Below are 19,859 nucleotides of genomic sequence, written 5' to 3'. Positions count from 1 at the left end.
AGTGCCGGGTCTATTCCGCCGCCAGTTGCACGTCCTCGCGCCGGATCGCCGCGATTTCGGCGACCACCCCGCGCAGCAGGTCGCGGAAGGCATCGAACTGAGCGTTCGGCTCGATTCGCGCCTCGTCCATATAGAGCGCCCGGTCGATCTCGACCTGAATCGCGTGCTGATGCCGCGAGGGCCGGCCATAGGCCTGAGTCACATAGGCGCCGGCAAAAGGCGCGTTGCGGGTGACGGTCAGCCCGGCACTGGCGAAGGCGGCCTCGATGCGATCCACAACATCGCCGGCCGCCGCGGCGCCGAACCGGTCGCCCAGCACGATTTCCGGCCGCCGGCGCGCCGTACGCGCCACACCGTCCATCGCTTCGTGAGGCATCGAGTGACAGTCGATCAGAATCGCCTCGCCATACCGCGCATGAGATTCGTCCAGCAGATGCTGAAGCGCACCGTGATAGGGTTGCCAGTAACGGTCGATCCGTTTCTGCGCTTCGGCCATCGGCAAGCGGCCGCGGTAGATCGCACGCCCGTTGGCCACCACCCGGGGAATCACCCCAAGCCCGCTGGCGACACGCGGATTGTGCCCGTGCCTGCGCGCGCCCTCGATCAGCGCCGGGTCCAGCTCGTCGGTCGACCGGTTCAGATCGATATAGGCCCGCGGCGCCCCGGCCCGCAGAAGGGGCGCGCCAAATTCGGGAACGCAGGCGAAAAGATCATCGACAAAAGCATCCTCGGACGAACGAATCGTCAGCGTATCAAGCTGGCTCTGGGCAACGAACCGTTCTGGATAGACCCCGCACCCGTGAGGGGACGCGAACACGACACAAGACAGGCGTTCCTGCGGCAGGGCGAGATGGTAAGGCGCTGCGTTCATCCGTTCTCCTTCGTTCGATACACATTACAAGGAAACTTTGCTGCACCAATAGCCCTTGATCACCTCGGCGACTCCTTTTATAGACCCCGCTACCGGCGCGGGATTCCGCGCCCCATTTATTGTGGGGTCGGCGACTACGCCGGTATTCATGGGTGATTAGCTCAGTGGTAGAGCACTTCGTTGACATCGAAGGGGTCACAAGTTCGAACCTTGTATCGCCCACCATGAATTCACCGTTCCGGCCCCGGCCGGGATGCCCGCAACACAAGGCGCTGGCCCGCGCCGCAGACAGAGGATAGGACCATGAAGGTCAAGAACTCGCTCCGGTCGCTCAAGAACCGGCACCGCGATTGCCGCATCGTGCGCCGCAAAGGCCGCGTCTACGTGATCAACAAGACCCAGCCCCGGTACAAAGCCCGCCAGGGCTGAAACCCGGCACACTGGACGTTTTGCAAGGCCGCCCTCCGGGCGGCCTTTTGCGTTTTAGACCGCGCTCACATGTCCGAGAGAAAATGTCAGGTTTTGATTGGCAGAGAAGCCTTGCTCCTTTACAGAGCGTTTCAGTCAGAAATAAAATCTCGAGAGAGGACGCTTCACTCATGACCCGCCCCACATCGACGCTCGCAGCTGCAACCCTGCTGGCCCTGAGCACCAGTGCCGCAACGGCCGACGAACTGAACCTGTATTCCTCGCGGCACTACGACACCGATGAACGGCTGTATGCCGATTTCGAGGAAGCCACCGGAATCACCATCAATCGGATCGAGGGTGACGCGGACGAGCTGATCGCGCGCATGCAGGCCGAGGGCGCGAATTCACCCGCCGACATTCTCCTGACCGTCGACACCTCGCGACTGGAACGCGCGCGCCTTGCTGGCGTGCTGCAACCGGTCGAAAGCGAGATACTGGAGACTCGCGTGCCCTCCTACCTCCAGGATGCGGGAAATGAATGGTTCGGATTCTCGCAGCGCGCGCGGATCATCTTCTATGACAAGAACGACGTGCCCAACCCGCCGCAAACCTATTCCGCGCTGGCCGACCCGGCTTTCAAGGGCAAGGTCTGCATCCGTTCGTCGACCAATACCTACAACCAGACCCTGCTGGCCTCGATCGTCACGCACGAAGGCGAAGAGGCGGCCAAGGCCTGGGCGGCGGGCGTGGTAGCCAATATGGCGCGCGATCCGCAGGGCGGCGACACCGACCAGCTGCGCGCCATCGTCTCGGGCGAATGCGACATCGCGGTGTCCAACACCTATTACTTCGCCCGCTCGATCCGCACCGACGTGAAGGGCCTGAGCGAACACCGCGACATGATCGGCTGGGTGTTTCCCGATCAGGACGGCAACGGCGCCCACATGAACCTGTCCGGCGGCGGCGTGGCGGTGAACGCCCCGCACCGCGAGAATGCGATCAAGTTTCTCGAATACCTGACCAGCGATTCGGCTCAGAAATACTTCTCGGCCGGGAACGACGAATATCCGGCCGTACCGGGCGTGGGACTCTCGCCCGCGATCGCCGAACTCGGCATCTTCAAACCAGACGATGTATCACTTTCGGATGTGGCGGCGAACCTGCCGGTCGCCCAGAAGATCTTCAACGAAGTCGGTTGGAAGTAGCACGCTCCCAGGGTTTGCGGCCGGTGCGCCGCGGGCCTTGCACTGGACGCGCAGGCGGGCAAGTCAGGAAAACCCGCCCCGCTTCCGACAAATTTTCTTTTCCGATCACGCGGATTTGCCAGTAAGTTGAGAATGCTTTAGCGCAACGCGAAGATCGCATGCCCGGCTCCGGATCGGACAGGCGCTTCCCGCTGCCCGTTCTTATTTGGAAAACTTCGCAAGATGCCGATTGCCTGCGTTCTGATCTCGGACATCACCGGCAGCACTCAGCTCTACGACCGCGAGGGCGGAGAAGTCGCGGCCCAGTATATCGAGCAGGTGGTGACCCGCATGCGCGAGATCATCGCCACCGCCGGCGGCCACTGCGTGAAATCCAAGGGCGACGACACCATCAGTTTCTTTCATCATCCCGACTATGCCTTCGAAGCGGCTTGGGCGATGGTCAACGAGGAATGGGCCAACGACATGGCGGTGCACGCCGGGATTTACTCCGGCGAAGTGGTGCATCAGGAGGCCAGCATCTTCGGCAGCGCGGTGAATACGGCCGCACGCCTGTCCTCTCTGGCCAAGCCGGGTGAGATACTGCTGGGCGACAGCTGCTACGACGATCTTGCCCTGCCCCACAAAAGGCGGCTGGTTCCGATCGGAGAGCTGCTGCTCAAGGGAAAGGAAGCGCCGACCAAGGTCTTTGCCGCTTCGGTCCCCAGCCTCGCGGCGACAACGGTGGTGTTTGCCCGCAACGGCGCCCGGGCCCGCCCGAGCCACATCGAAACGGTCGAGCTGACCTTCGGCGACAGGATTTGGCAGCTTGCCGAGGGCGAGACACTGTCCATCGGCCGGTCCGCCGACTGCGACATCGTGCTGGATCGCGCCTGGGTGTCGCGCCGGCATGGCGAATTCTCGATTCGCCAGTCACAGCTTGAATATGCCGATCACAGCTCGTCCGGTTCACTGGTTCTGACATCCGACGGCAAGGAGCTTTCCGTGCACCGTCGCGCCACCATGCTGTCGGGGTCGGGCACCGTTGTCCTGGGCCCGCGCGAGACCGCTGACGACGGCTGTTCGGTCGGCTTCGTCGCCTACGGCATGAACGTTCGCGCATCGTGACCGGCGCGCTTTCCCGCATGCCGCTGACCATCGTCAGCGGATTTCTCGGCGCCGGGAAAACGACGCTGATCAACCGGCTGCTAAGCGAGGATCATGGACTGCGCCTGGCTGTCATCGTCAACGATTTCGGATCGGTTAACATCGACGCCGCGCTGATCCGCCAAAGCGGGGCGCATACGGTCGACCTGAACAACGGCTGCGTCTGCTGCTCGATGGAAGGCGATCTGTTCATGGCCATGGATGCAGCGCTCAGCCGCGAGCCCCGGCCCGATCACCTGATCGTGGAAACCAGCGGCATCGCCGACCCGGCCGCGATTGCCCAGGCCGCGATCGCCGATCCCGAGATATCGTACGGCGGGATCCTCACCCTCGTCGATGCGCTGAACGCGCCCGCCCTGCTGGACGATCCGCTGATGGGGCCGCAGGTCTCGCAACAGATCAGGGCGGCGGACCTGGTCTTGATGACCAAATGCGACACGCCCGCAGATGACCTGATGGCCCGCCTGAAATCGTTGGGCGCCCGCGCGCCGATGCCCCTGTCTGACGCGCCGCTTGCGCCGTTGCTTTTCGGAATGGTACCGCTCCCGAAAGGGCCTGTAGCTTCGGCGCATCCGGCCTACGTCGCCTGGAGCCACACTTCCGACCAGCCGATAAGTCGCGCGGCAATGGGTGCGCGGCTCGAAAGCAGACCGCCGGGGTTATATCGGCTCAAGGGCACAGTCCTGACAGACGACGGCGCCTATGAACTTCATGTGGTCGGCCAGCATGTCGAGGCGCGGCGCACGGGCGGCACCCGGACCGAACTGGTGGGACTGGGCCCAAAGGACCGAATCTCAGTCACGGATATTGATCGCTGGTGGCAGGGCAACTAGCCGTCACGCTCCGCGGACTTGAGATTGGCCCTGCTCTGCCGGTGTCTGGCCGTGCTGGGTCTTGTCCCAATAGTGTGGCGCAACGATCAGCTCGAGAATCGCCTTGGCCGCAGCGACCGCCCCCAGCATGAAATAAAAGGGCATCGTCACGATCCAGGGAATCAGGAAACGGCGGCCCGCGCGCAGTGCGCCGACCCCGGCCACCACCACCGAGATCACCTCCACCGCAAGGATCACGCTCCCGGCCAGCATGAAGAACTGTCCGGGCACAACCCCCAGCGCCGGATGGCCCAGCCCGAACATCATCATCCAGTAGGACCACAGTACCGGCGCCAGCATGAACTGCCCGATTGTGCCCAGAAAGAACGCCTGAAAACTCAGGAAACGGCGCGTCCCGAGCTCGCGCCACAGCCGGGCGGGCGAGGCCATGTGCACCAAATAGGTCACCATGAATCCCTTCAGCCAGCGGGAACGCTGCTTGATCCAGGGCCATGGCCGGCAGGTGGCTTCTTCATAGGTTGTGGAGTTCAGCATCTCTGTGCGCCAGCCGGCCCGGCACAGACGCATTCCCAGATCCGCATCCTCGGTGACACTGTGCGCGTCCCAGCGCCCCAGGCGCTCCAGCGCGTCACGGCGGAAGAAAAGCGTGGTGCCGCCCAGAGGCAGTACAAGCCGCAACCGGTCGAGCGCCGGCATCACCACCCGAAACCAGGCCGAATATTCCAGCGCGAAACAGCGAGCCATCCAGTTGGCGCGCGGATTGTAGAAATCGAGTATGCCCTGCACACAGACGACATCGGGCGGCGCGGCGGCAAAGTGTGCGGCCACCCGCTCGATTTGGTCGGCTCCAGGGGCGTCCTCTGCGTCCCAGACGCCGATAATGTCTCCGCGCGCGAAATCCAGCGCATAGTTCATCGCCCTGGGTTTTGTCGTCAGACCGCTGAGGGCAGGCACCGTAACCACCCGCATCCAGCGTGGCAGTGTCGTCCGCTCCAGGGTTTCCCGCGTCACCGTGTCCTGCGCCTCGAGCACCAGTATCACGTCCAGCAGGGCCTTCGGGTAGGTCAGCCGGCACAATCGTTCAACCAGTGCATGGGCGATCTCGCGTTCGCGAAACAGCGGGACAAGAACCGAGACCCGCGGCCGCCGTTCCGCAGAGAGCGCACTTCCCGCAGAGGCCCGCGCGCGCGGAATCGGGCGGGCCAGACACACACACAGGGCGGCAATGCGCAGCGCCGCGAACGCCAGGGCCGCACCCGCCCCGAGGGCGCCCAGAACGGTCAGCGTCAGGCCGGGCATCAGCATAAATCCGACAAGCACCAGCAGCACCGCCAGCGCGACTGCAAGGCGGTGACTGGCATTCCAGCGCCGGCAGCTCAGGTGGATCGGCAGGCGCGTTTCGGCGGCGGCGGCCAGGTCGCGGCCAAAGTGATGAGCTACAGCGGTCTCGATCTCCGCACGGGTGGCCAGAATCGGAATCACCCGCCGCGGCAGATCGCTCAGTTCGGCGCGCAGGGCGTCAATTTTCTCGGGCTGCGCCGTGGCGACGAAGATCATGCGCCCATGCTCGAACCAGGGCAGCGCCTTGTGATGCAGCCAGAACGCGACGGGCCGCAAAGCCATCAGTGCCGGATCGGGCGGCGTGCCGGCCAGATCCGCGCGGCGCAGGCCGAATTGGCGGGCCAGTGCCGCCTGTACCTGTCCCTCGGTGCCCCATCCCTCGGCGACCACGATTTCGCCGAGCGGCGCGCTCAGCCAGGCCTGCTGACCCAGAGCGGCAGCCAGCTGGCCCTGGGTCATGACTCCGTCGGCGACCAGCATCTGACCCAGCGGCACATGCCGCCCCGGCGTGGCCTGGAGATCGTCCTGCGCCAGTCCTGCGTTTCCACCATCGACCAGCCTTAGATAGGGCGTGCTCATGAGGCTCATCCCGAACCGAAGTCGGGATGAGCTTGGCCTCTTAAGGTTAACGGTGAGTTAAGCTACTCAGGCTGGTTCGGGCGCCTTGCGCGCTGCCATCGCAGCGGCGAACCGTTCAAAAAGATAATAGCTGTCCTGCGGTCCCGGGCTCGCCTCGGGATGATATTGCACCGACCAGACCGGACGATCCGCCACTCGGATCCCGCAGTTCGAGCCATCGAACAGCGACCGGTGGGTTTCCGTTACGCCCGCCGGCAGGGTCTGAGCATCGACGGCGAACCCGTGGTTCATCGATGTGATCTCGACCTTCCCGGTTTCCAGATCCTTGACCGGATGGTTGGCCCCGTGGTGTCCGTGGTTCATCTTTACCGTCTTCGCGCCCAGTGCCAGCGCGAGCATCTGGTGCCCGAGGCAAATGCCGAACACCGGGATGTCGGATGATGCGAGCACCTGCTTGATCATCGGCACCGCATAGGCTCCGGTAGCAGCTGGATCGCCCGGTCCGTTCGACAGGAACAGCCCGTCAGGCTGATGCGCCAGAACCTCTTCCGCAGTGGCGCTGGCGGGCAGCACGGTTACATCGCAGCCAACGGTCGACAGGCAGCGCAGAATGTTGCGCTTGGCGCCATAGTCGACAGCAACGACCTTGAACTTCGGCGACTCCTGCGTGCCAAAACCCTGCGGCCAGGCCCAGCGGGTTTCGTTCCAGCGGTAGGATTGCGCGCAGGTCACGTCCTTGGCGAGGTCCATGCCCTCGAGACCCGGCCAGGCCCGCGCGGCCGCGACCAACGCCTCGATATCGAACTTGCCCTCGGGATTGTGGACAAGCGCCACGTTCGGCGCCCCCTGCTGCCGGATCGCGCGGGTCAGACGACGGGTGTCGATGCCACCGATGGCAATCCGGCCGCGCCGTTCCAGCCAGCCTTGCAGTGCCTCGGCGCTGCGCCAGTTGCTGGGCGTCGTCGGGTCCCATTTGACCACCATGCCCGCCGCGACCGGCTCGGCGGTTTCGTCATCCTCGGCGTTCACGCCGACATTGCCGATATGGGGGAAAGTGAAGGTCACGATCTGGCCAGCATAAGAGGGATCGGTCATGATCTCCTGGTAACCGGTCATCGCCGTGTTGAAGCAGAGTTCGGCCACCGTCTGCCCGGTGGCACCAAATCCCTGACCGTAAAAGATCGTGCCATCGGCAAGGACCAGACATGCAGTCGGCCGAACGGGTGCATGGGCGGGCATGGCGCGAGTCTCCTGATGGGGGCAAATTGGCGGATATCTACGGGCGCCGTCCGCAAGGGTCAACCCGCAGCGGCCCGCGCGTGACGTCGCGCAAGGCCAGTTGTCTCGCTCCCGCGGATTGGATAGAGTCCAAGGCTTGGACGATCCATGGGGATGGAACGGAATATGGACTTGCGTACTCGGGTCAATTCGGCCCTGAAACAGGCCATGCGCGACAAGGCAACGGTGCGCCTGTCGACGCTGCGCCTGATCAACGCGGCAATCAAGGACCAGGACATCGCGGCACGGGGCGAGACGGGCGACGACCGCGGTGTCGACGATGCCCAGGTTCTGGCGATCCTCGGCAAGATGACCAAGCAGCGCCAGGAAAGCGCGCGGGCCTACGAAGAAGGCGGCCGGCTCGACCTGGCCGAGCGCGAGCGGGAAGAGATCGAGGTCATCTCGGAATTCCTGCCCCGCCAGCTGGACGCGACCGAGACCGAAGCCGCGGTGGATGCCGCGGTCAGCGCGACGGGCGCCAGTTCGATCCGCGACATGGGCAAGGTGATGGCCGAGCTTAAGTCGCGCCATACCGGCCAGATCGACTTTGCCAAGGTCGGTCCCTTGGTCAAGAACCGCCTCTGCACGGGCTGAGGCGGTAAGGGCGGCGGGGCAAACCCCGCCCTGCCCGAGCAGGGCGACACCGGATTACCGGTGCGCCGCGTAAATCTCCACCACCTTGCGCACGGCCGCTTCCGGCGCCATTTCTTCGCTCTCGCCGGTGCGGCGCGAGGTCAGTTCGACCACACCATTCTTCAGGCCGCGCGGACCGACCGTGATGCGCCAGGGCAGACCGATCAGATCCATCGTCGCGAACTTGCCGCCGGCGCGTTCAGTCGTGTCGTCATAGAGCGGCTCCAGCCCCGCCTGCGTCAGGGCGGTGTAGAGCTGCTCGCAGGCCGCATCGGCTTCGGCGTCGCCCTGCTTGAGGTTGACGATCCCGCAATGGAATGGCGTCACCCCTTCCGGCCAGATGATGCCCTTGTCGTCGTGGCTGGCTTCGATGATCGCTCCCAGAAGCCGGCTGACCCCGATCCCGTGGCTGCCCATCTCGACCGGCACCTGCGCGCCATCCGCGGTCTGCACCGTCGCGCCCATCGGCTCGGAATACTTGGTGCCGAAGTAAAAGATCTGCCCCACTTCGATGCCCCGGCCGACCTTGCGATGCTCTTCGGGCACTTCGCCAAAGGCCGTTTCGTCGTGGGTTTCGTCAGTGCGCGCGTAAAGCGTAGTGAACTCCTTGCACACCGCAGCCACTTGATCGCGGTCTTCATAATTGATGTCGCGTTGGCCCAGTTTCAGCGCGGTCACCCGGTCGTCGTAGAAAACCTCGCTCTCCCCGGTCGAGGCCAGCACCAGGAATTCATGCGTGTCATCGCCGCCGATCGGGCCGGAATCCGCGCGCATCGGAATCGCGGTCAGGCCCATCCGTTCGTAGGTGCGCAGGTACGAGACCATGTGCCGGTTGTAGGCATGCAGCGCGCTCGGCTTGTCGATGTCGAAGTTGTAGCCGTCCTTCATCAGAAACTCGCGCCCGCGCATCACGCCGAACCGCGGCCGCACCTCGTCGCGGAACTTCCACTGGATGTGATAAAGCGTCAGCGGCAGGTTCTTGTAGGACGACACATGCGCGCGGAAGATGTCGGTGATCATCTCCTCGTTGGTCGGACCGTAAAGCATGTCGCGCTCGTGGCGGTCCTTGATCCTCAGCATCTCGGGACCATAGGCGTTGTATCGCCCGGATTCCTGCCACAGGTCGGCCGGCTGCACCGTCGGCATCAGCACCGGAATGTGCCCGGCGCGCTGCTGTTCTTCATGGACGATCTGCTCGATCCGCTTCAGCACGCGGAACCCAAGCGGCAGCCACGAATAAATCCCCGCGGCCTGCTGCTTGATCATGCCCGCGCGCAGCATCAGGCGGTGGCTGACGATCTGCGCCTCGGCCGGGTTTTCTTTGAGAACGGGCAGGAAATAACGGGACAGGCGCATGAGGGCTCCGCAGGGCTGGATATTCAGACGGTCTAGGATGTCGGACGCAGCGAGACAAGGGGCGGCTAGGCCTTGGACGCGCACAACCCGAACATGAGCGGCAGCGCCGACGGGCCGGGCAGGTACATCCGCCGGCCGGGACGCTGCTCCATGCCCTCGAAAGGGCGCCAGCCATTGGTGAAAGGGAATTCCTCCAGAACCTCGATGCGCAGGCCGGCGCGCGCCAGGGCCGAAACGATTTGTCCGAGGCCCCATTGGAAACCGACGCTGGGGTGCGGGTTGACGAAGGGCGTGGCCACCGGCGTCACCGCTCCCAGACCTTCGCCCGACAGCCCGACATAATCGCCGACACCTTCCGTGGTCTCGATGGGCAGGGACTCGAAATAGTTCCCGGTGGGACTCCCGGAGTCGTCAAGGGCGAGCGCGACGGGGTGGAATTCCATCAGAACCAGCCGACCGCCCGGCCGCAGCACCCGCGCCGCGCCGCGGGCCCAGGCGTCGAGATCCGGCAGCCACCAGAGCACGCCATAGCTCGCAAAGACGATGTCATAGCGGCCCTCGGCCGCGTGCATCCACGCCACGACCTCGGCCCTCTCGAACCGGGCCGGAATGCCGGTCTGGTTGGACAGATCCGCCGCGAAACGGATCGCCTCGTCCGAAATGTCCACGCCCGTGACATCGGCCCCCAGAGCGGCCAGGCTGAGGGTATCCTGCCCGGAGTTGCACTGCGCGTGCAGCAAGGAGCGTCCCGTCACATCGCCGAGCAGTCCGATTTCCTCAGGGAACAACGTCGATCCACCGCCACGGAAAAACGCGGCCTGATCGCCCTTGTGAGCATTATGCGCCACCGTTGCAGCGTTCCAGGACAGACGATTGCGCTCTTCATGCAAAGGCATGGCCAACCTCCACTTTTCTTCTCTTTTCAAATATTCTGGGGGGTCGCCATAGTTGCGCCATTGGTCCAAGCGGCAATGGCGACGGGTGGAACCCTCGACCTAACCGGCCGCGCGGCGCGCGATGTTCAGGCAGACCTCGGTCGCCTTTGCCATATCCTGAACTGAAATCCATTCCAGCGGGCCGTGGATTTCCATCATTCCGGTAAACACATTCGGCGTCGGCACGCCCATCTCGGTCAGCCGCGAGCCGTCGGTTCCGCCCCGGATCGGAACAGAGACGGGTTCCAGTCCCGCCGCGCGCACTGCCTCGCGCGCCAGGTCCACCGGGGTCATGTCCTTTTCCAGCCAATAGCGCATGTTGCGATACTGCGGCCGGATGGCCACCTCGATCTCTGCGCGTGGTTCGGTGGCGGCAACCGTCTCGCAGACCTGCCGCATCAGCGCGCCCTTGGCCTCGAGCCCGTCCAGTTCGAAGTCCCTGAGGATGAACTTCAGCTTCGCCTGTGTCGCGCCGCCGCTCAACTCGTAGAGATGGATGAACCCCTCGCGCCCGTCTGTCGTCTCGGGGGTCAGCGTCACATGCGGGAGCGTCATGACGATCTTCGCGGCAAGGTGCAGCGCGTTCACCAGTTTGTCCTTGGCCCAGCCCGGATGCGCCGAGACGCCGGTCACGGTGACAACGGCCCCATCCGCCGAGAAGCTCTCGAATTCGATCTCGCCGGGCTTGGAGCCGTCGAAGGTATAGGCGAAATCCGCACCCAGATCCTGGGGCAGCCGCTTGTCCACGCCGCGGCCGATCTCCTCGTCCGGCGTAAAGGCCAGCCGCAGCTTGCCATGAGGAATCGTGCGGTCGGACAGCAGATGCCGCGCCGCCGTCATGATGATCGCCACCCCTGCCTTGTCATCCGCGCCCAGCAGGGTGGTGCCGCTGGCTGTAATGATGTCTTCACCCATCTTCTCGCCCAGATAGGGGGAAACTTCGGGATTCAGCACCAGCCCCGGCGCGTCGGCAAAGGCGATGTCGCCGCCGTTATAGCCGCGGTGCACCACCGGCTTCACCCCCGTGGCGTTGAACTGCGGCGCGGTGTCGACATGGGCACAGAAGCCGACGACCGGCGCGCCCTCCACATTGGCCGGCACGGTGGCGAGCACTGCGCCATAATCGGTCAGCTGCACGTCCTCGGCGCCCATCTCCTCGAGCTCGGTGACCAGCAGGCGCGCCATGTCGAGTTGCCGCGGCGTGCTGGGCGATGTGGGCGAGGTCTCGTCGCTCTGGCTGTCGATGGCGGCATAGCGCACGAGGCGCGCTTCCAGTTCGGCGTCGAAAGGGGTGCGCATGGGTCCGTCTCCTTGGCAGATCGCGCGCATCAGCACCCCGCGTCGCGCCCGAGTCAAGGCCGCGCGCGGCGTGATTTCGCGGCTTCAAACGGCGCTGCCCCTTGAAACAGAGGCTCTCATGGGCAATGTGACGGAAGAACACAGGAGCCATGGCATGTCGCTGCCCGTCAGGGATCAACTCAGATACTGGGGCTTCGCTGCCGTGGCCTTTGCCCTTGTGCTCTGGCTGCTGGGCGATGTGCTGATGCCGTTCATCCTGGGCGGGGCGATTGCGTATTTCATCGACCCCTTGGCCGACCGACTGGAGCGGGCCGGCATGTCCCGCGCGGGTGCGACGGCCCTGATCACCGTGTTCGCTCTGCTGATCTTCCTGGCGGCCGTGCTGCTGGTCGTGCCGACGCTGATCTCGCAGACCGCCGGGCTGATCGACGTGTTGCCGCGCCTGACCAACCGCTTCCAGACTTTCCTGGGCGAGCGGTTTCCCTCGATCCTCGACGGGGAGTCGACCATACGCCAGACACTGGCCTCGGTCGGGACCGCGATTCAGGAAAAGGGCCCGGCTCTGGTGGAGACCCTGCTGGGCTCGGCTCTGTCGGTCATCAACGTCGTGATCCTGCTGATCGTCGTGCCCGTGGTCGCGGTCTACCTGCTGCTCGACTGGGACCGCATGATCGCCCGCATCGACGAGCTGCTGCCGCGTGAACACGCGCCGACCATCCGACGGCTGGCGCGCGACATCGACAAGACGCTGTCGTCCTTCATCCGCGGCATGGGCACGGTCTGCCTGATCCTGGGCACCTACTATGCCGTGGCGCTGATGCTCGTCGGGCTGAACTTCGGCCTGGTCGTCGGCTTCATCGCCGGGCTGGTGACCTTCATCCCCTATCTTGGCGCGATGATCGGCGGCGCGCTGGCCATCGGGCTGGCCCTGTTCCAGTTTTGGGGCGATTGGCTGTCCATCGGCATCGTCGCCGGTATCTTCGTTCTGGGCCAGGTCGTCGAGGGCAACTTCCTGACGCCCAAGCTGGTCGGCAACTCGGTTGGCCTGCACCCGGTCTGGCTGCTGCTTGCGCTTTCGGTCTTCGGCAGCCTGTTCGGCTTTGTGGGCATGCTGGTCGCCGTGCCGGTGGCCGCCGCCCTGGGTGTCATCGCGCGTTTCGCGGTCGAACAATACACTTCGAGCCGGCTCTACAAGGGAACGCCGGGGCCGGACGACATCTGATGGCCCAGCAGCTCAGCTTCGACCTGCCCGTTCGCACGGTGCTGGGACGAGACGACTTTTTCGTGGCGCCATCCAACGCCATGGCTCTGGCTATGATTGAATCGACATCGACCTGGCCGGTGCCGCAGCTGTCACTCACCGGCCCGGCGGGTGCCGGCAAGACGCATCTTGCGCATGTCTGGTCATCTCTGACCGGCGCGCCCATCGTCGCTGCCGCCGACCTGCCCGACGCCGATCTGCTCGCGCTCGCCGATGGGCCGGTCGCGGTCGAGGACGTGCCAGCCATCGCTAGGAACCGCGGCGCGCTCGACGCGCTGTTCCATCTCTACAACCTGACCGCCGCCCGGCACAGCCCGCTTCTGATGACCGGCCGAGCCGCACCACGTCACTGGAACCTCGCCCTGCCCGATGCGCAAAGCCGTATCGACGCGGCCTGCCACATCGCGCTCGAGGCGCCAGATGACCGGTTGCTGGCCGCCGTCTTCGCCAAGCTGTTCGCCGACCGCCAGCTGACCCCGCCGCCGGATGTGATCGCCTATCTCCTGCGGCACGGTGAACGCTCTTTCGTGGCCGCCGCCGACACGGTCGCGCGGATCGACCGCCGCGCGCTGGATCAGGGCCGCAAGATCAGTCGGTCGCTGGTCGCCGAGGTTCTGGGCGGCACTGGCGGGCCGGACTGAATTCTGTCACGGTGCGGTTACATATCGTTGATACCGCCCGCTCATGACCAATGCCGATTTCCTCGCCTCCGACTTCCCAGCCCCGGAAGATCTGCCCGATGTCGACCCGAAAGGTCCAGGCCGGTTCTATAACCGTGAGCTGAGCTGGCTCGGCTTCAACTGGCGTGTGCTGGAAGAAGCCGAGAACCCGCGCGTTCCGTTGCTGGAGCGGCTGCGCTTCGTGTCGATTTCGGCGAACAACCTCGACGAATTTTTCACCGTCCGCGTCGCTGGCCTGCGCGAACTGGCGATTGCCGGCAACACGACTCCGGCGGCCGACGGGCTGTCCCCGGCGGAACAGCTGGTGCTGATTTCGGAGGACGCCCGCCGCCTGATGCAGGCCCAGCAACGGGTCATCCTCGCACTGTTCCGCGAGATGGAAGAGGCCGGAATTTCGGTCCTGACGCGCGATGCGCTCGACGCGGCCGACAAGGCCCACCTTGGCGATGTCTTCCTCAGCCAGGTGTTTCCGGTGCTCTCGCCTCTGGCGATCGATCCGGCGCATCCGTTTCCCTTCATTCCGAACACCGGCTATTGCCTCGCTCTTGAACTCGAGCGGGTACGCGACGGGCGCAATCTTCAGGCGCTGCTGCCGGTGCCCGCCCAGATCGACCGCTTTGTTGCGCTGCCCTCGGCCCCCGGGAAGAACCGATTCCTCGCGTTGGAAGAATTTCTGCTTCTGGAAATCGGCCAGCTTTTCCCAGGCTATAGGCTCAAATCCCATTTCGAATTCCGCGTCCTCCGCGACAGCGACCTGGAAGTCGAGGAAGAAGCCGAAGACCTCGTGCGCGGCTTCGAAGTCGCGCTCAAGCGCCGGCGCCGGGGTGAAGTCGTGCGCATGACGCATTCGGCCGGTGCACCCGAAGAACTGCTGGCCACCGTCATGCGCGAACTGCGGGTCGAGCGCAGCGAGGTGATTCAGGTCGACGGAATGCTGGGTGTCGCCGATCTCAGCAAGCTGGTGACGGATTCGCGCCCCGATCTGCTGTGGCCGCCGTTCACGCCGCGCGTACCCGAACGGGTTATGGACTTTGACGGCGACATGTTCGCGGCCATCCGTCAGAAGGATATGCTGCTCCACCACCCCTACGAAACCTTCGACATGGTGATCCGCTTCCTGCAACAGGCGGCCCGCGATCCCGATGTCGTTGCGATCAAGCAGACGCTCTACCGGACCTCCAAGAACTCGCCCATCGTCGAGGCGCTGTGCGAGGCGGCCGAGGACGGCAAGTCCGTGACCGCGCTGGTCGAGCTCAAGGCCCGTTTCGACGAGGCCGCCAACATCCGCCAGTCCCGACGCCTGGAGCGGGCCGGGGCGCATGTGGTCTATGGGTTCATCGACCTCAAGACCCACGCCAAGATCTCCACCGTGGTCCGCCGCGAAGGCGACAGCCTGGTAACCTACACGCATTACGGAACCGGTAACTATCACCCGATCACGGCCCGCATCTATACCGACCTCAGCTTCTTCACCTGCAATGCCGCACTGGGGCGCGATGCAACGAAGGTGTTCAACTATCTGTCGGGCTATGCCCTGCCCGAATCGCTGGAAAACCTCGCCATTTCGCCCATCACCCTGAAGCCCAGGCTGCTGGAACTGATCGCCGCCGAGATTGGCCATGCCCAGGCGGGCCGACCGGCGGTGATATGGGCGAAGATGAACTCGCTGATCGACCCCGAGGTGATCGACGCCCTGTATGCCGCCAGCCAGGGCGGCGTGAAGATCAGCCTTGTCGTCCGCGGAATCTGCGGCCTGCGGCCCGGGATCAAGGGCTTGTCCGAAAACATCCGGGTGAAGTCCATCGTCGGCCGTTTCCTCGAACATTCCCGCATCGTCTGTTTCGGCAACGGACGCGAGCTGCCATCGAAGCGCGCGCGCGTCTTCATATCCTCGGCCGACTGGATGGGACGCAACCTTAACCGCCGGGTTGAAACGCTGGTCGAAATCGAGAATCCCACCGTCAAGGCGCAGATCGTCAGCCAGATCATGGCAGCGAACCTGGCCGACGTCGCCCAAAGCTGGGTGATGTCGCCCGACGGCAAGTTCACCCGCTCGCCGGTGCCGGAAGGCGCCTTCGCCTTCAGCTGCCACCGGTTCTTCATGGAGAACCCCTCGCTTTCGGGGCGTGGCTCGGCCGGAGCCAAGGACGTTCCGCAACTGACCCACACCGAGGATTGATGCGGGCCGCCGCACAGGCCATAAACGGCAGGAATCGCCGCATTGCAGCACCGGTGGTGTCGCGACGATTGACCCAGGCCGCTGCATATCGCAGTCTCACCATGGAAATCCCGGAGACCCATGACCTCGCAAACGGATACTGACGTATCGGAAGGCGGTCCCTTCGGGCGCCCCCTGTTCGATGATCCCGGCACCCGCGCGCTGTCGAAAGTCGGCGTTGTCGATATCGGCTCGAACTCGGTGCGTCTGGTCGTCTTCGATGGCGCCGCCCGCTCGCCCGCCTATTTCTACAACGAAAAGATCATGTGCGCCCTTGGCGCCGGGCTGTCGGAAACCGGCCGACTGAATCCCGAAGGCCGCGTGCGCGCCCTGGCCGCGCTGGAACGATTCCAGCTTCTGGCGGAGGGCATGGGCCTGCCCAGCCTGACCGCCGTGGCGACTGCCGCGGTGCGCGACGCCGAAGACGGCCCGGCCTTCCGGGAAGAGGTGCTGCAGAAGACGGGCCTGCGCATCTGGGTCATCGACGGCGAGGAAGAGGCCAGACTCTCGGCGCAGGGCGTGCTGCTGGGCTGGCCCGGCGCCTACGGTCTGATCTGCGACCTTGGCGGATCGTCCATGGAACTGGCCGAGATTCGCGACGGGCGGGTCGGCAAGCGGCTGTCCACCTCGGAACTCGGCCCGCTGAAGCTGCGCACGCTCAAGGGCGGCAGCCGGGCACGGGGCGACCACATCCGCCGAGTGATGGAAAAGCTCAGCGAGCGAATGGGACCGCAGCACGACAGGCTGTTCCTTGTCGGTGGCAGTTGGCGGGCCATCGCCCGGATCGACATGGCGCGGCGCAACTATCCGCTGAAGGTGCTGCACGAATACCGGATGACCAATTCCGCAGTGCGCGAAACGCTGGCCTACATCGCGGAGAACGACATCGAAACGCTCAAGGCGCAGACCGGCACATCGACCGCACGACTGGAACTCGTGCCCTTCGCCGCCGAAGTTCTGGGCCGGCTGGTGCGCCGCTTCCGCCCCTTGGACATCGCCATTTCCAGCTATGGCATCCGCGAGGGCCTCCTTTACGAACAGATGCCCCAGCGCCTGCGCGACCGTGACCCGCTGATCGAGGCCTGCCGGTTTGCCGAGGCCAAGGATGCTCGCCTGCCGGGATTCGGCCGCATCCTGTTCGATTTCGTGATGCCGCTGTTCCCCACCGCCACCCCGTCGCAGGTGCGGCTGATCAAGGCGGCCTGCCTGTTGCACGACGTCAGCTGGCGCGCGCACCCCGACTATCGTGCCGAAGTCTGTTTCGACAATGCGACCCGGGCCAACCTTGGCGGACTGAAACATTCCGAAAGGGTGTTTCTCGGTCTCGCGCTGCTGCACCGCTATCGCAACAAGCGAGAGGGCACCGCCTTCGAAGACCTCTACGATCTGCTCGACCCGAAAGCCCTGCACATGGCAGAGGTGCTGGGCAAGGCGATGCGCTTTGGCGCCATGCTCTGGATGCAGAATACAGAACTGATGGGCCATTTCGACTGGAACCCGCGCCGCCGCCGGCTGGGGCTGTCGATGCCCGAAAAGGCGATGCCACTATATGGCGAGGTCGCCCAGTCGCGCCTGGCATCTCTGGCCCAATCGATGAATGCCAGCGTCACGATCCGCAAGATGCCCTGAGCGACTGCCGCTCAGAGATCGGTGGGGGGATTCGGCTTGGTCGGCGTCGGCTCGCCCGGCGGCTGGTCGTCGGGATCGGTCTCGACCTTCCGGCGGATGATGATATCGCCGTTGGGCAGGATCTGGGGAGTCTCGTACATCGTCCAGTCCTCGACCTTCGACAGGATCTCGGCGAGCGCCGGTCCCATCTCGGCCAGAAACCGCTGCATCGGCGGACCAAATTCGTCGGCCAGCGCGCCCAGATCGCGCATGGCTGGCGACATCTCGTCCTTAAGCCCTTCGAAGAATAGCTGCATCCCCTGTTCCATCAGCGTCCGGCCTTTCGGCTCTTCCGCGAGGGAAGGAGAGGCAGCCAGCGTCGCTGCGGCGCATATGAGGGCAAGGCGTTTTTCCATGACCCCAATATAGGCGCACAATGTGGTTCCGTTAAGGGCCAAACCGTCGCGAGGTCGGGCGGGGCCGGCCGCACCTCAGATATCGATGTCGAGCGTCACCGGGAAATGGTCCGATGCCGTCAGCAGCGCGTCCCGCAACTCCGGAACACGCCAACAGCGCAGGTCGTCGAACGGATGCCATATGCGCCACGCGGGATGACGCTCCATCAGCGCGGGCGAGACCATGATATAGTCCAGTAGCGCCGACAGGTATTTCTCTTCCCCCGCCAGCCGGAACCGGGCCGAGGTCGGCGCCGCGCCCAGCCGCCTTTGCAGCGCCTGGCGGGCATGCGGGTCGAACATCTGCTCGCCCAGAAGAATTTCCACCGAAGAGCGCTGAAACAGATTCTCGTAGTCATCCAGGCCGGGGCCGTCGTTCAGGTCGCCCAACAGGATCACGGACCGCCCCTCGGCCAGCCGCGCGGCGATTCTGCCCCGCAGCCAGATCGCCTGCGCAAGTTGCTTGCGCCTGTTGGCGATCGACAGGCGCATCACGTGATCCGCGTTTCGCGCGCCGTGCGGCGCCTTCGATTTGAGATGCGCGCCGATCAGGCAGACCTCGGTGCCCTTGCGCGTCGTAACGGTCAGTTCCAGCGGCGGTTTCGAGAAGGTCACCACGTCTTCGTTCGCATCCACATCCAGATCGATGCGGAAGCTCTGGTCAAAGCGCGGCGGTTCCGCCCCCGCTGTGTCGGCCGCCTCGCCGCCGCCGGGCGTGTGAACCGCCTCCAGCGCGTCGGGGTCGTAGAGAAAAGCGATCTCCTGATGCGTGTCGTTGGCAAACCCCATCACCGCCCGCCGTTGGCGCAACTCGAAGGCGGCCGCAAACTGCTCCAGCGCGGCGACGGTATTCTGCGACCTCCCCGTGTTCGGCGCTTCGATGATCATGATCGCATCGGCATCCAGTGCTGTGAACACGATGCCCAGTGCCGTGATCTGTTCGGCCTTGGTCACGTCCTGCCGGCCCGACCAGCTGTCGTCGGCCACAAGATGGTTGTGGGTGTCAAATAGATTGGCGAACCACTCGACGTTGTAGGTGGCCAGCCGCATCAGTGGACAGCCGCCGTGCCGATCTCTTCCCAGGCCCGATTGATGTCGCGAATTTTCTTTTCGGCCAGCTTCACCGCCTCCTCCGGCACGCCACGCGCGATCATCCGGTCGGGATGATATTCGCGCACAAGATCGCGCCAGGCCTTGCGAATCTCCTGCCGACTCGCATCGCGGCTGACACCCAGCACGGTCCAGGGGTCCGGTGGCGCATCGGTCACGAAACGGCACCGCAGCGCCTGGAAGGTCGACTCGCTCAATCCGAAAATGCCCGCCACATCCGACAGGAAATGATCCTCGGCCGGATGATAGGCGCCATCGGCCACCGCGATGTGAAACAGGCCCTCCATCAGGTCGCACAATACGCCCGAGTCGCTCTTGAACATCCGCCGGATCGACCGCGCGTATTGCTGGTAGCCCGCAACATCGGTACGCGCCAGGTTGAACACGCGCGCCGCGGCCGCCTCGTCTTCGCGCGCGATCTGGAACACTTCACGGAAGGCCGTCACCTCGTCGCGGGTGACCGTCCCGTCGGCCTTGGCCATCTTGGCGCCCAGCCCGATCACCGCAATCGTGAAGGCCACGCTGCGCTCTGGCGGGGTGCGCAGCGAATCAAAAACCTGCGCCAGGCTTTCGCCATTGGCGAGCGCGGAAAGCGCCTCGGATATGCGGGTCCAGATCGACATGGCACCACCTTACCCGC

18 protein-coding genes and 1 tRNA gene are annotated in these 19,859 nt (G+C 64.6%); 10 read left to right on the top strand and 9 right to left on the bottom strand.

Annotated features, from left to right (window positions below; all coding sequences use genetic code 11):
- Positions 1 to 10: 10 nt before the first annotated feature.
- The gene (locus ACFO5X_RS12665; RefSeq protein WP_380717828.1) at positions 11 to 871 is read right to left on the bottom strand and encodes an N-formylglutamate amidohydrolase; all 861 of its coding nucleotides are present in this window, start codon (positions 869 to 871) and stop codon (positions 11 to 13) included.
- Between the two features lie 150 nt (positions 872 to 1,021).
- Here ACFO5X_RS12665 and ACFO5X_RS12660 point away from each other — a divergent pair.
- The 5 genes from ACFO5X_RS12660 to ACFO5X_RS12640 all read left to right on the top strand — a co-directional run bounded on the left by ACFO5X_RS12660 (position 1,022) and on the right by ACFO5X_RS12640 (position 4,466).
- Positions 1,022 to 1,096: transfer RNA gene (locus ACFO5X_RS12660), tRNA-Val, on the top strand.
- 78 nt (positions 1,097 to 1,174) lie between these two features.
- The gene (ykgO, locus tag ACFO5X_RS12655) at positions 1,175 to 1,300 is read left to right on the top strand and encodes a type B 50S ribosomal protein L36 (protein WP_380717827.1); all 126 of its coding nucleotides are present in this window, start codon (positions 1,175 to 1,177) and stop codon (positions 1,298 to 1,300) included.
- Positions 1,301 to 1,470: 170 nt separating this feature from the next.
- Complete coding sequence (locus ACFO5X_RS12650) at positions 1,471 to 2,487, top strand: Fe(3+) ABC transporter substrate-binding protein (RefSeq protein ID WP_380717826.1); 1,017 nt, start codon at positions 1,471 to 1,473, stop codon at positions 2,485 to 2,487.
- A gap of 222 nt (positions 2,488 to 2,709) precedes the next feature.
- Positions 2,710 to 3,594 (top strand): adenylate/guanylate cyclase domain-containing protein, encoded by an 885-nt coding sequence (locus ACFO5X_RS12645; RefSeq protein ID WP_380717825.1) that lies wholly within the window; start codon positions 2,710 to 2,712, stop codon positions 3,592 to 3,594.
- Positions 3,591 to 4,466, top strand: coding sequence for a CobW family GTP-binding protein (locus tag ACFO5X_RS12640; protein WP_380717824.1), 876 nt, complete (start codon positions 3,591 to 3,593; stop codon positions 4,464 to 4,466). Before ACFO5X_RS12645 ends, ACFO5X_RS12640 begins: the two co-directional genes overlap by 4 nt.
- Before the next feature lie 3 nt (positions 4,467 to 4,469).
- Here ACFO5X_RS12640 and ACFO5X_RS12635 read toward each other — a convergent pair whose 3' ends face one another.
- Positions 4,470 to 6,386, bottom strand: coding sequence for a glycosyltransferase (locus ACFO5X_RS12635; protein ID WP_380717823.1), 1,917 nt, complete (start codon positions 6,384 to 6,386; stop codon positions 4,470 to 4,472).
- A gap of 66 nt (positions 6,387 to 6,452) precedes the next feature.
- Positions 6,453 to 7,625, bottom strand: coding sequence for a glutamine-hydrolyzing carbamoyl-phosphate synthase small subunit (carA, locus tag ACFO5X_RS12630; RefSeq protein ID WP_380717821.1), 1,173 nt, complete (start codon positions 7,623 to 7,625; stop codon positions 6,453 to 6,455).
- A gap of 165 nt (positions 7,626 to 7,790) precedes the next feature.
- Here carA and ACFO5X_RS12625 point away from each other — a divergent pair, with 165 nt between their 5' ends.
- Positions 7,791 to 8,258: a GatB/YqeY domain-containing protein gene (locus tag ACFO5X_RS12625; RefSeq protein ID WP_380717820.1), complete on the top strand. Its 468-nt coding sequence runs from the start codon at positions 7,791 to 7,793 to the stop codon at positions 8,256 to 8,258.
- 54 nt (positions 8,259 to 8,312) lie between these two features.
- On the opposite strand, the gene proS is transcribed toward ACFO5X_RS12625, so the two are convergent.
- The 3 genes from proS to pepT form a co-directional block, all read right to left on the bottom strand.
- Entirely contained in the window at positions 8,313 to 9,653 is a 1,341-nt protein-coding gene (gene proS, locus ACFO5X_RS12620; RefSeq protein WP_380717819.1) for a proline--tRNA ligase, read from the bottom strand.
- 65 nt (positions 9,654 to 9,718) lie between these two features.
- Positions 9,719 to 10,549 carry a class I SAM-dependent methyltransferase gene (locus tag ACFO5X_RS12615; RefSeq protein ID WP_380717818.1) on the bottom strand — a complete coding sequence of 277 codons (831 nt, stop codon included), beginning with the start codon at positions 10,547 to 10,549 and terminating at the stop codon, positions 9,719 to 9,721.
- A 99-nt stretch (positions 10,550 to 10,648) separates the two neighbouring features.
- A complete protein-coding gene (gene pepT / locus ACFO5X_RS12610) occupies positions 10,649 to 11,887 on the bottom strand; it encodes a peptidase T (protein WP_380717817.1) in 1,239 nt (412 codons plus the stop codon).
- Between the two features lie 154 nt (positions 11,888 to 12,041).
- Here pepT and ACFO5X_RS12605 point away from each other — a divergent pair, with 154 nt between their 5' ends.
- The 4 genes from ACFO5X_RS12605 to ACFO5X_RS12590 all read left to right on the top strand — a co-directional run bounded on the left by ACFO5X_RS12605 (position 12,042) and on the right by ACFO5X_RS12590 (position 17,675).
- Positions 12,042 to 13,109, top strand: coding sequence for an AI-2E family transporter (locus ACFO5X_RS12605; protein ID WP_380717816.1), 1,068 nt, complete (start codon positions 12,042 to 12,044; stop codon positions 13,107 to 13,109).
- On the top strand, positions 13,109 to 13,789 hold the full coding sequence (locus tag ACFO5X_RS12600) for a P-loop NTPase family protein (protein ID WP_380717815.1): 681 nt from the start codon (positions 13,109 to 13,111) through the stop codon (positions 13,787 to 13,789). Before ACFO5X_RS12605 ends, ACFO5X_RS12600 begins: the two co-directional genes overlap by 1 nt.
- 43 nt (positions 13,790 to 13,832) lie before the next feature.
- Complete coding sequence (locus ACFO5X_RS12595) at positions 13,833 to 16,007, top strand: RNA degradosome polyphosphate kinase (RefSeq protein ID WP_380717814.1); 2,175 nt, start codon at positions 13,833 to 13,835, stop codon at positions 16,005 to 16,007.
- A gap of 120 nt (positions 16,008 to 16,127) precedes the next feature.
- Positions 16,128 to 17,675: a Ppx/GppA family phosphatase gene (locus tag ACFO5X_RS12590; protein ID WP_380717813.1), complete on the top strand. Its 1,548-nt coding sequence runs from the start codon at positions 16,128 to 16,130 to the stop codon at positions 17,673 to 17,675.
- An 11-nt stretch (positions 17,676 to 17,686) separates the two neighbouring features.
- On the opposite strand, the gene ACFO5X_RS12585 is transcribed toward ACFO5X_RS12590, so the two are convergent.
- The 3 genes from ACFO5X_RS12585 to ACFO5X_RS12575 form a co-directional block, all read right to left on the bottom strand.
- Positions 17,687 to 17,971, bottom strand: coding sequence for a hypothetical protein (locus ACFO5X_RS12585; protein ID WP_380717812.1), 285 nt, complete (start codon positions 17,969 to 17,971; stop codon positions 17,687 to 17,689).
- A 174-nt stretch (positions 17,972 to 18,145) separates the two neighbouring features.
- Positions 18,146 to 19,159 carry an endonuclease/exonuclease/phosphatase family protein gene (locus tag ACFO5X_RS12580; RefSeq protein WP_380717811.1) on the bottom strand — a complete coding sequence of 338 codons (1,014 nt, stop codon included), beginning with the start codon at positions 19,157 to 19,159 and terminating at the stop codon, positions 18,146 to 18,148.
- Positions 19,159 to 19,842: a TerB family tellurite resistance protein gene (locus ACFO5X_RS12575; RefSeq protein WP_380717810.1), complete on the bottom strand. Its 684-nt coding sequence runs from the start codon at positions 19,840 to 19,842 to the stop codon at positions 19,159 to 19,161. The genes ACFO5X_RS12580 and ACFO5X_RS12575 overlap by 1 nt, the downstream gene beginning before the upstream one ends.
- Between the last annotated feature and the right edge of the window lie 17 nt (positions 19,843 to 19,859).

This window comes from Seohaeicola nanhaiensis (genome assembly GCF_042654245.1).
Lineage (GTDB): Bacteria > Pseudomonadota > Alphaproteobacteria > Rhodobacterales > Rhodobacteraceae > Seohaeicola_A > Seohaeicola_A nanhaiensis.
Note: the sequence above shows the minus strand (reverse complement) of the source record. Positions and strands in the feature narration are given on the sequence as shown.

Bases quoted from the DNA above. Each gene is read 5' to 3' on its own strand.
- ACFO5X_RS12665 (WP_380717828.1), bottom strand. From the start codon at position 871: ATGAACGCAGCGCCTTACCATCTCGCCCTGCCGCAGGAACGCCTGTCT.
- ykgO (WP_380717827.1), top strand. From the start codon at position 1,175: ATGAAGGTCAAGAACTCGCTCCGGTCGCTCAAGAACCGGCACCGCGAT.
- ACFO5X_RS12650 (WP_380717826.1), top strand. From the start codon at position 1,471: ATGACCCGCCCCACATCGACGCTCGCAGCTGCAACCCTGCTGGCCCTG.
- ACFO5X_RS12645 (WP_380717825.1), top strand. From the start codon at position 2,710: ATGCCGATTGCCTGCGTTCTGATCTCGGACATCACCGGCAGCACTCAG.
- ACFO5X_RS12635 (WP_380717823.1), bottom strand. From the start codon at position 6,386: ATGAGCACGCCCTATCTAAGGCTGGTCGATGGTGGAAACGCAGGACTG.
- carA (WP_380717821.1), bottom strand. From the start codon at position 7,625: ATGCCCGCCCATGCACCCGTTCGGCCGACTGCATGTCTGGTCCTTGCC.
- ACFO5X_RS12625 (WP_380717820.1), top strand. From the start codon at position 7,791: ATGGACTTGCGTACTCGGGTCAATTCGGCCCTGAAACAGGCCATGCGC.
- proS (WP_380717819.1), bottom strand. From the start codon at position 9,653: ATGCGCCTGTCCCGTTATTTCCTGCCCGTTCTCAAAGAAAACCCGGCC.
- ACFO5X_RS12615 (WP_380717818.1), bottom strand. From the start codon at position 10,549: ATGCCTTTGCATGAAGAGCGCAATCGTCTGTCCTGGAACGCTGCAACG.
- pepT (WP_380717817.1), bottom strand. From the start codon at position 11,887: ATGCGCACCCCTTTCGACGCCGAACTGGAAGCGCGCCTCGTGCGCTAT.
- ACFO5X_RS12605 (WP_380717816.1), top strand. From the start codon at position 12,042: ATGTCGCTGCCCGTCAGGGATCAACTCAGATACTGGGGCTTCGCTGCC.
- ACFO5X_RS12600 (WP_380717815.1), top strand. From the start codon at position 13,109: ATGGCCCAGCAGCTCAGCTTCGACCTGCCCGTTCGCACGGTGCTGGGA.
- ACFO5X_RS12595 (WP_380717814.1), top strand. From the start codon at position 13,833: ATGACCAATGCCGATTTCCTCGCCTCCGACTTCCCAGCCCCGGAAGAT.
- ACFO5X_RS12590 (WP_380717813.1), top strand. From the start codon at position 16,128: ATGACCTCGCAAACGGATACTGACGTATCGGAAGGCGGTCCCTTCGGG.
- ACFO5X_RS12585 (WP_380717812.1), bottom strand. From the start codon at position 17,971: ATGCAGCTATTCTTCGAAGGGCTTAAGGACGAGATGTCGCCAGCCATG.
- ACFO5X_RS12580 (WP_380717811.1), bottom strand. From the start codon at position 19,159: ATGCGGCTGGCCACCTACAACGTCGAGTGGTTCGCCAATCTATTTGAC.
- ACFO5X_RS12575 (WP_380717810.1), bottom strand. From the start codon at position 19,842: ATGTCGATCTGGACCCGCATATCCGAGGCGCTTTCCGCGCTCGCCAAT.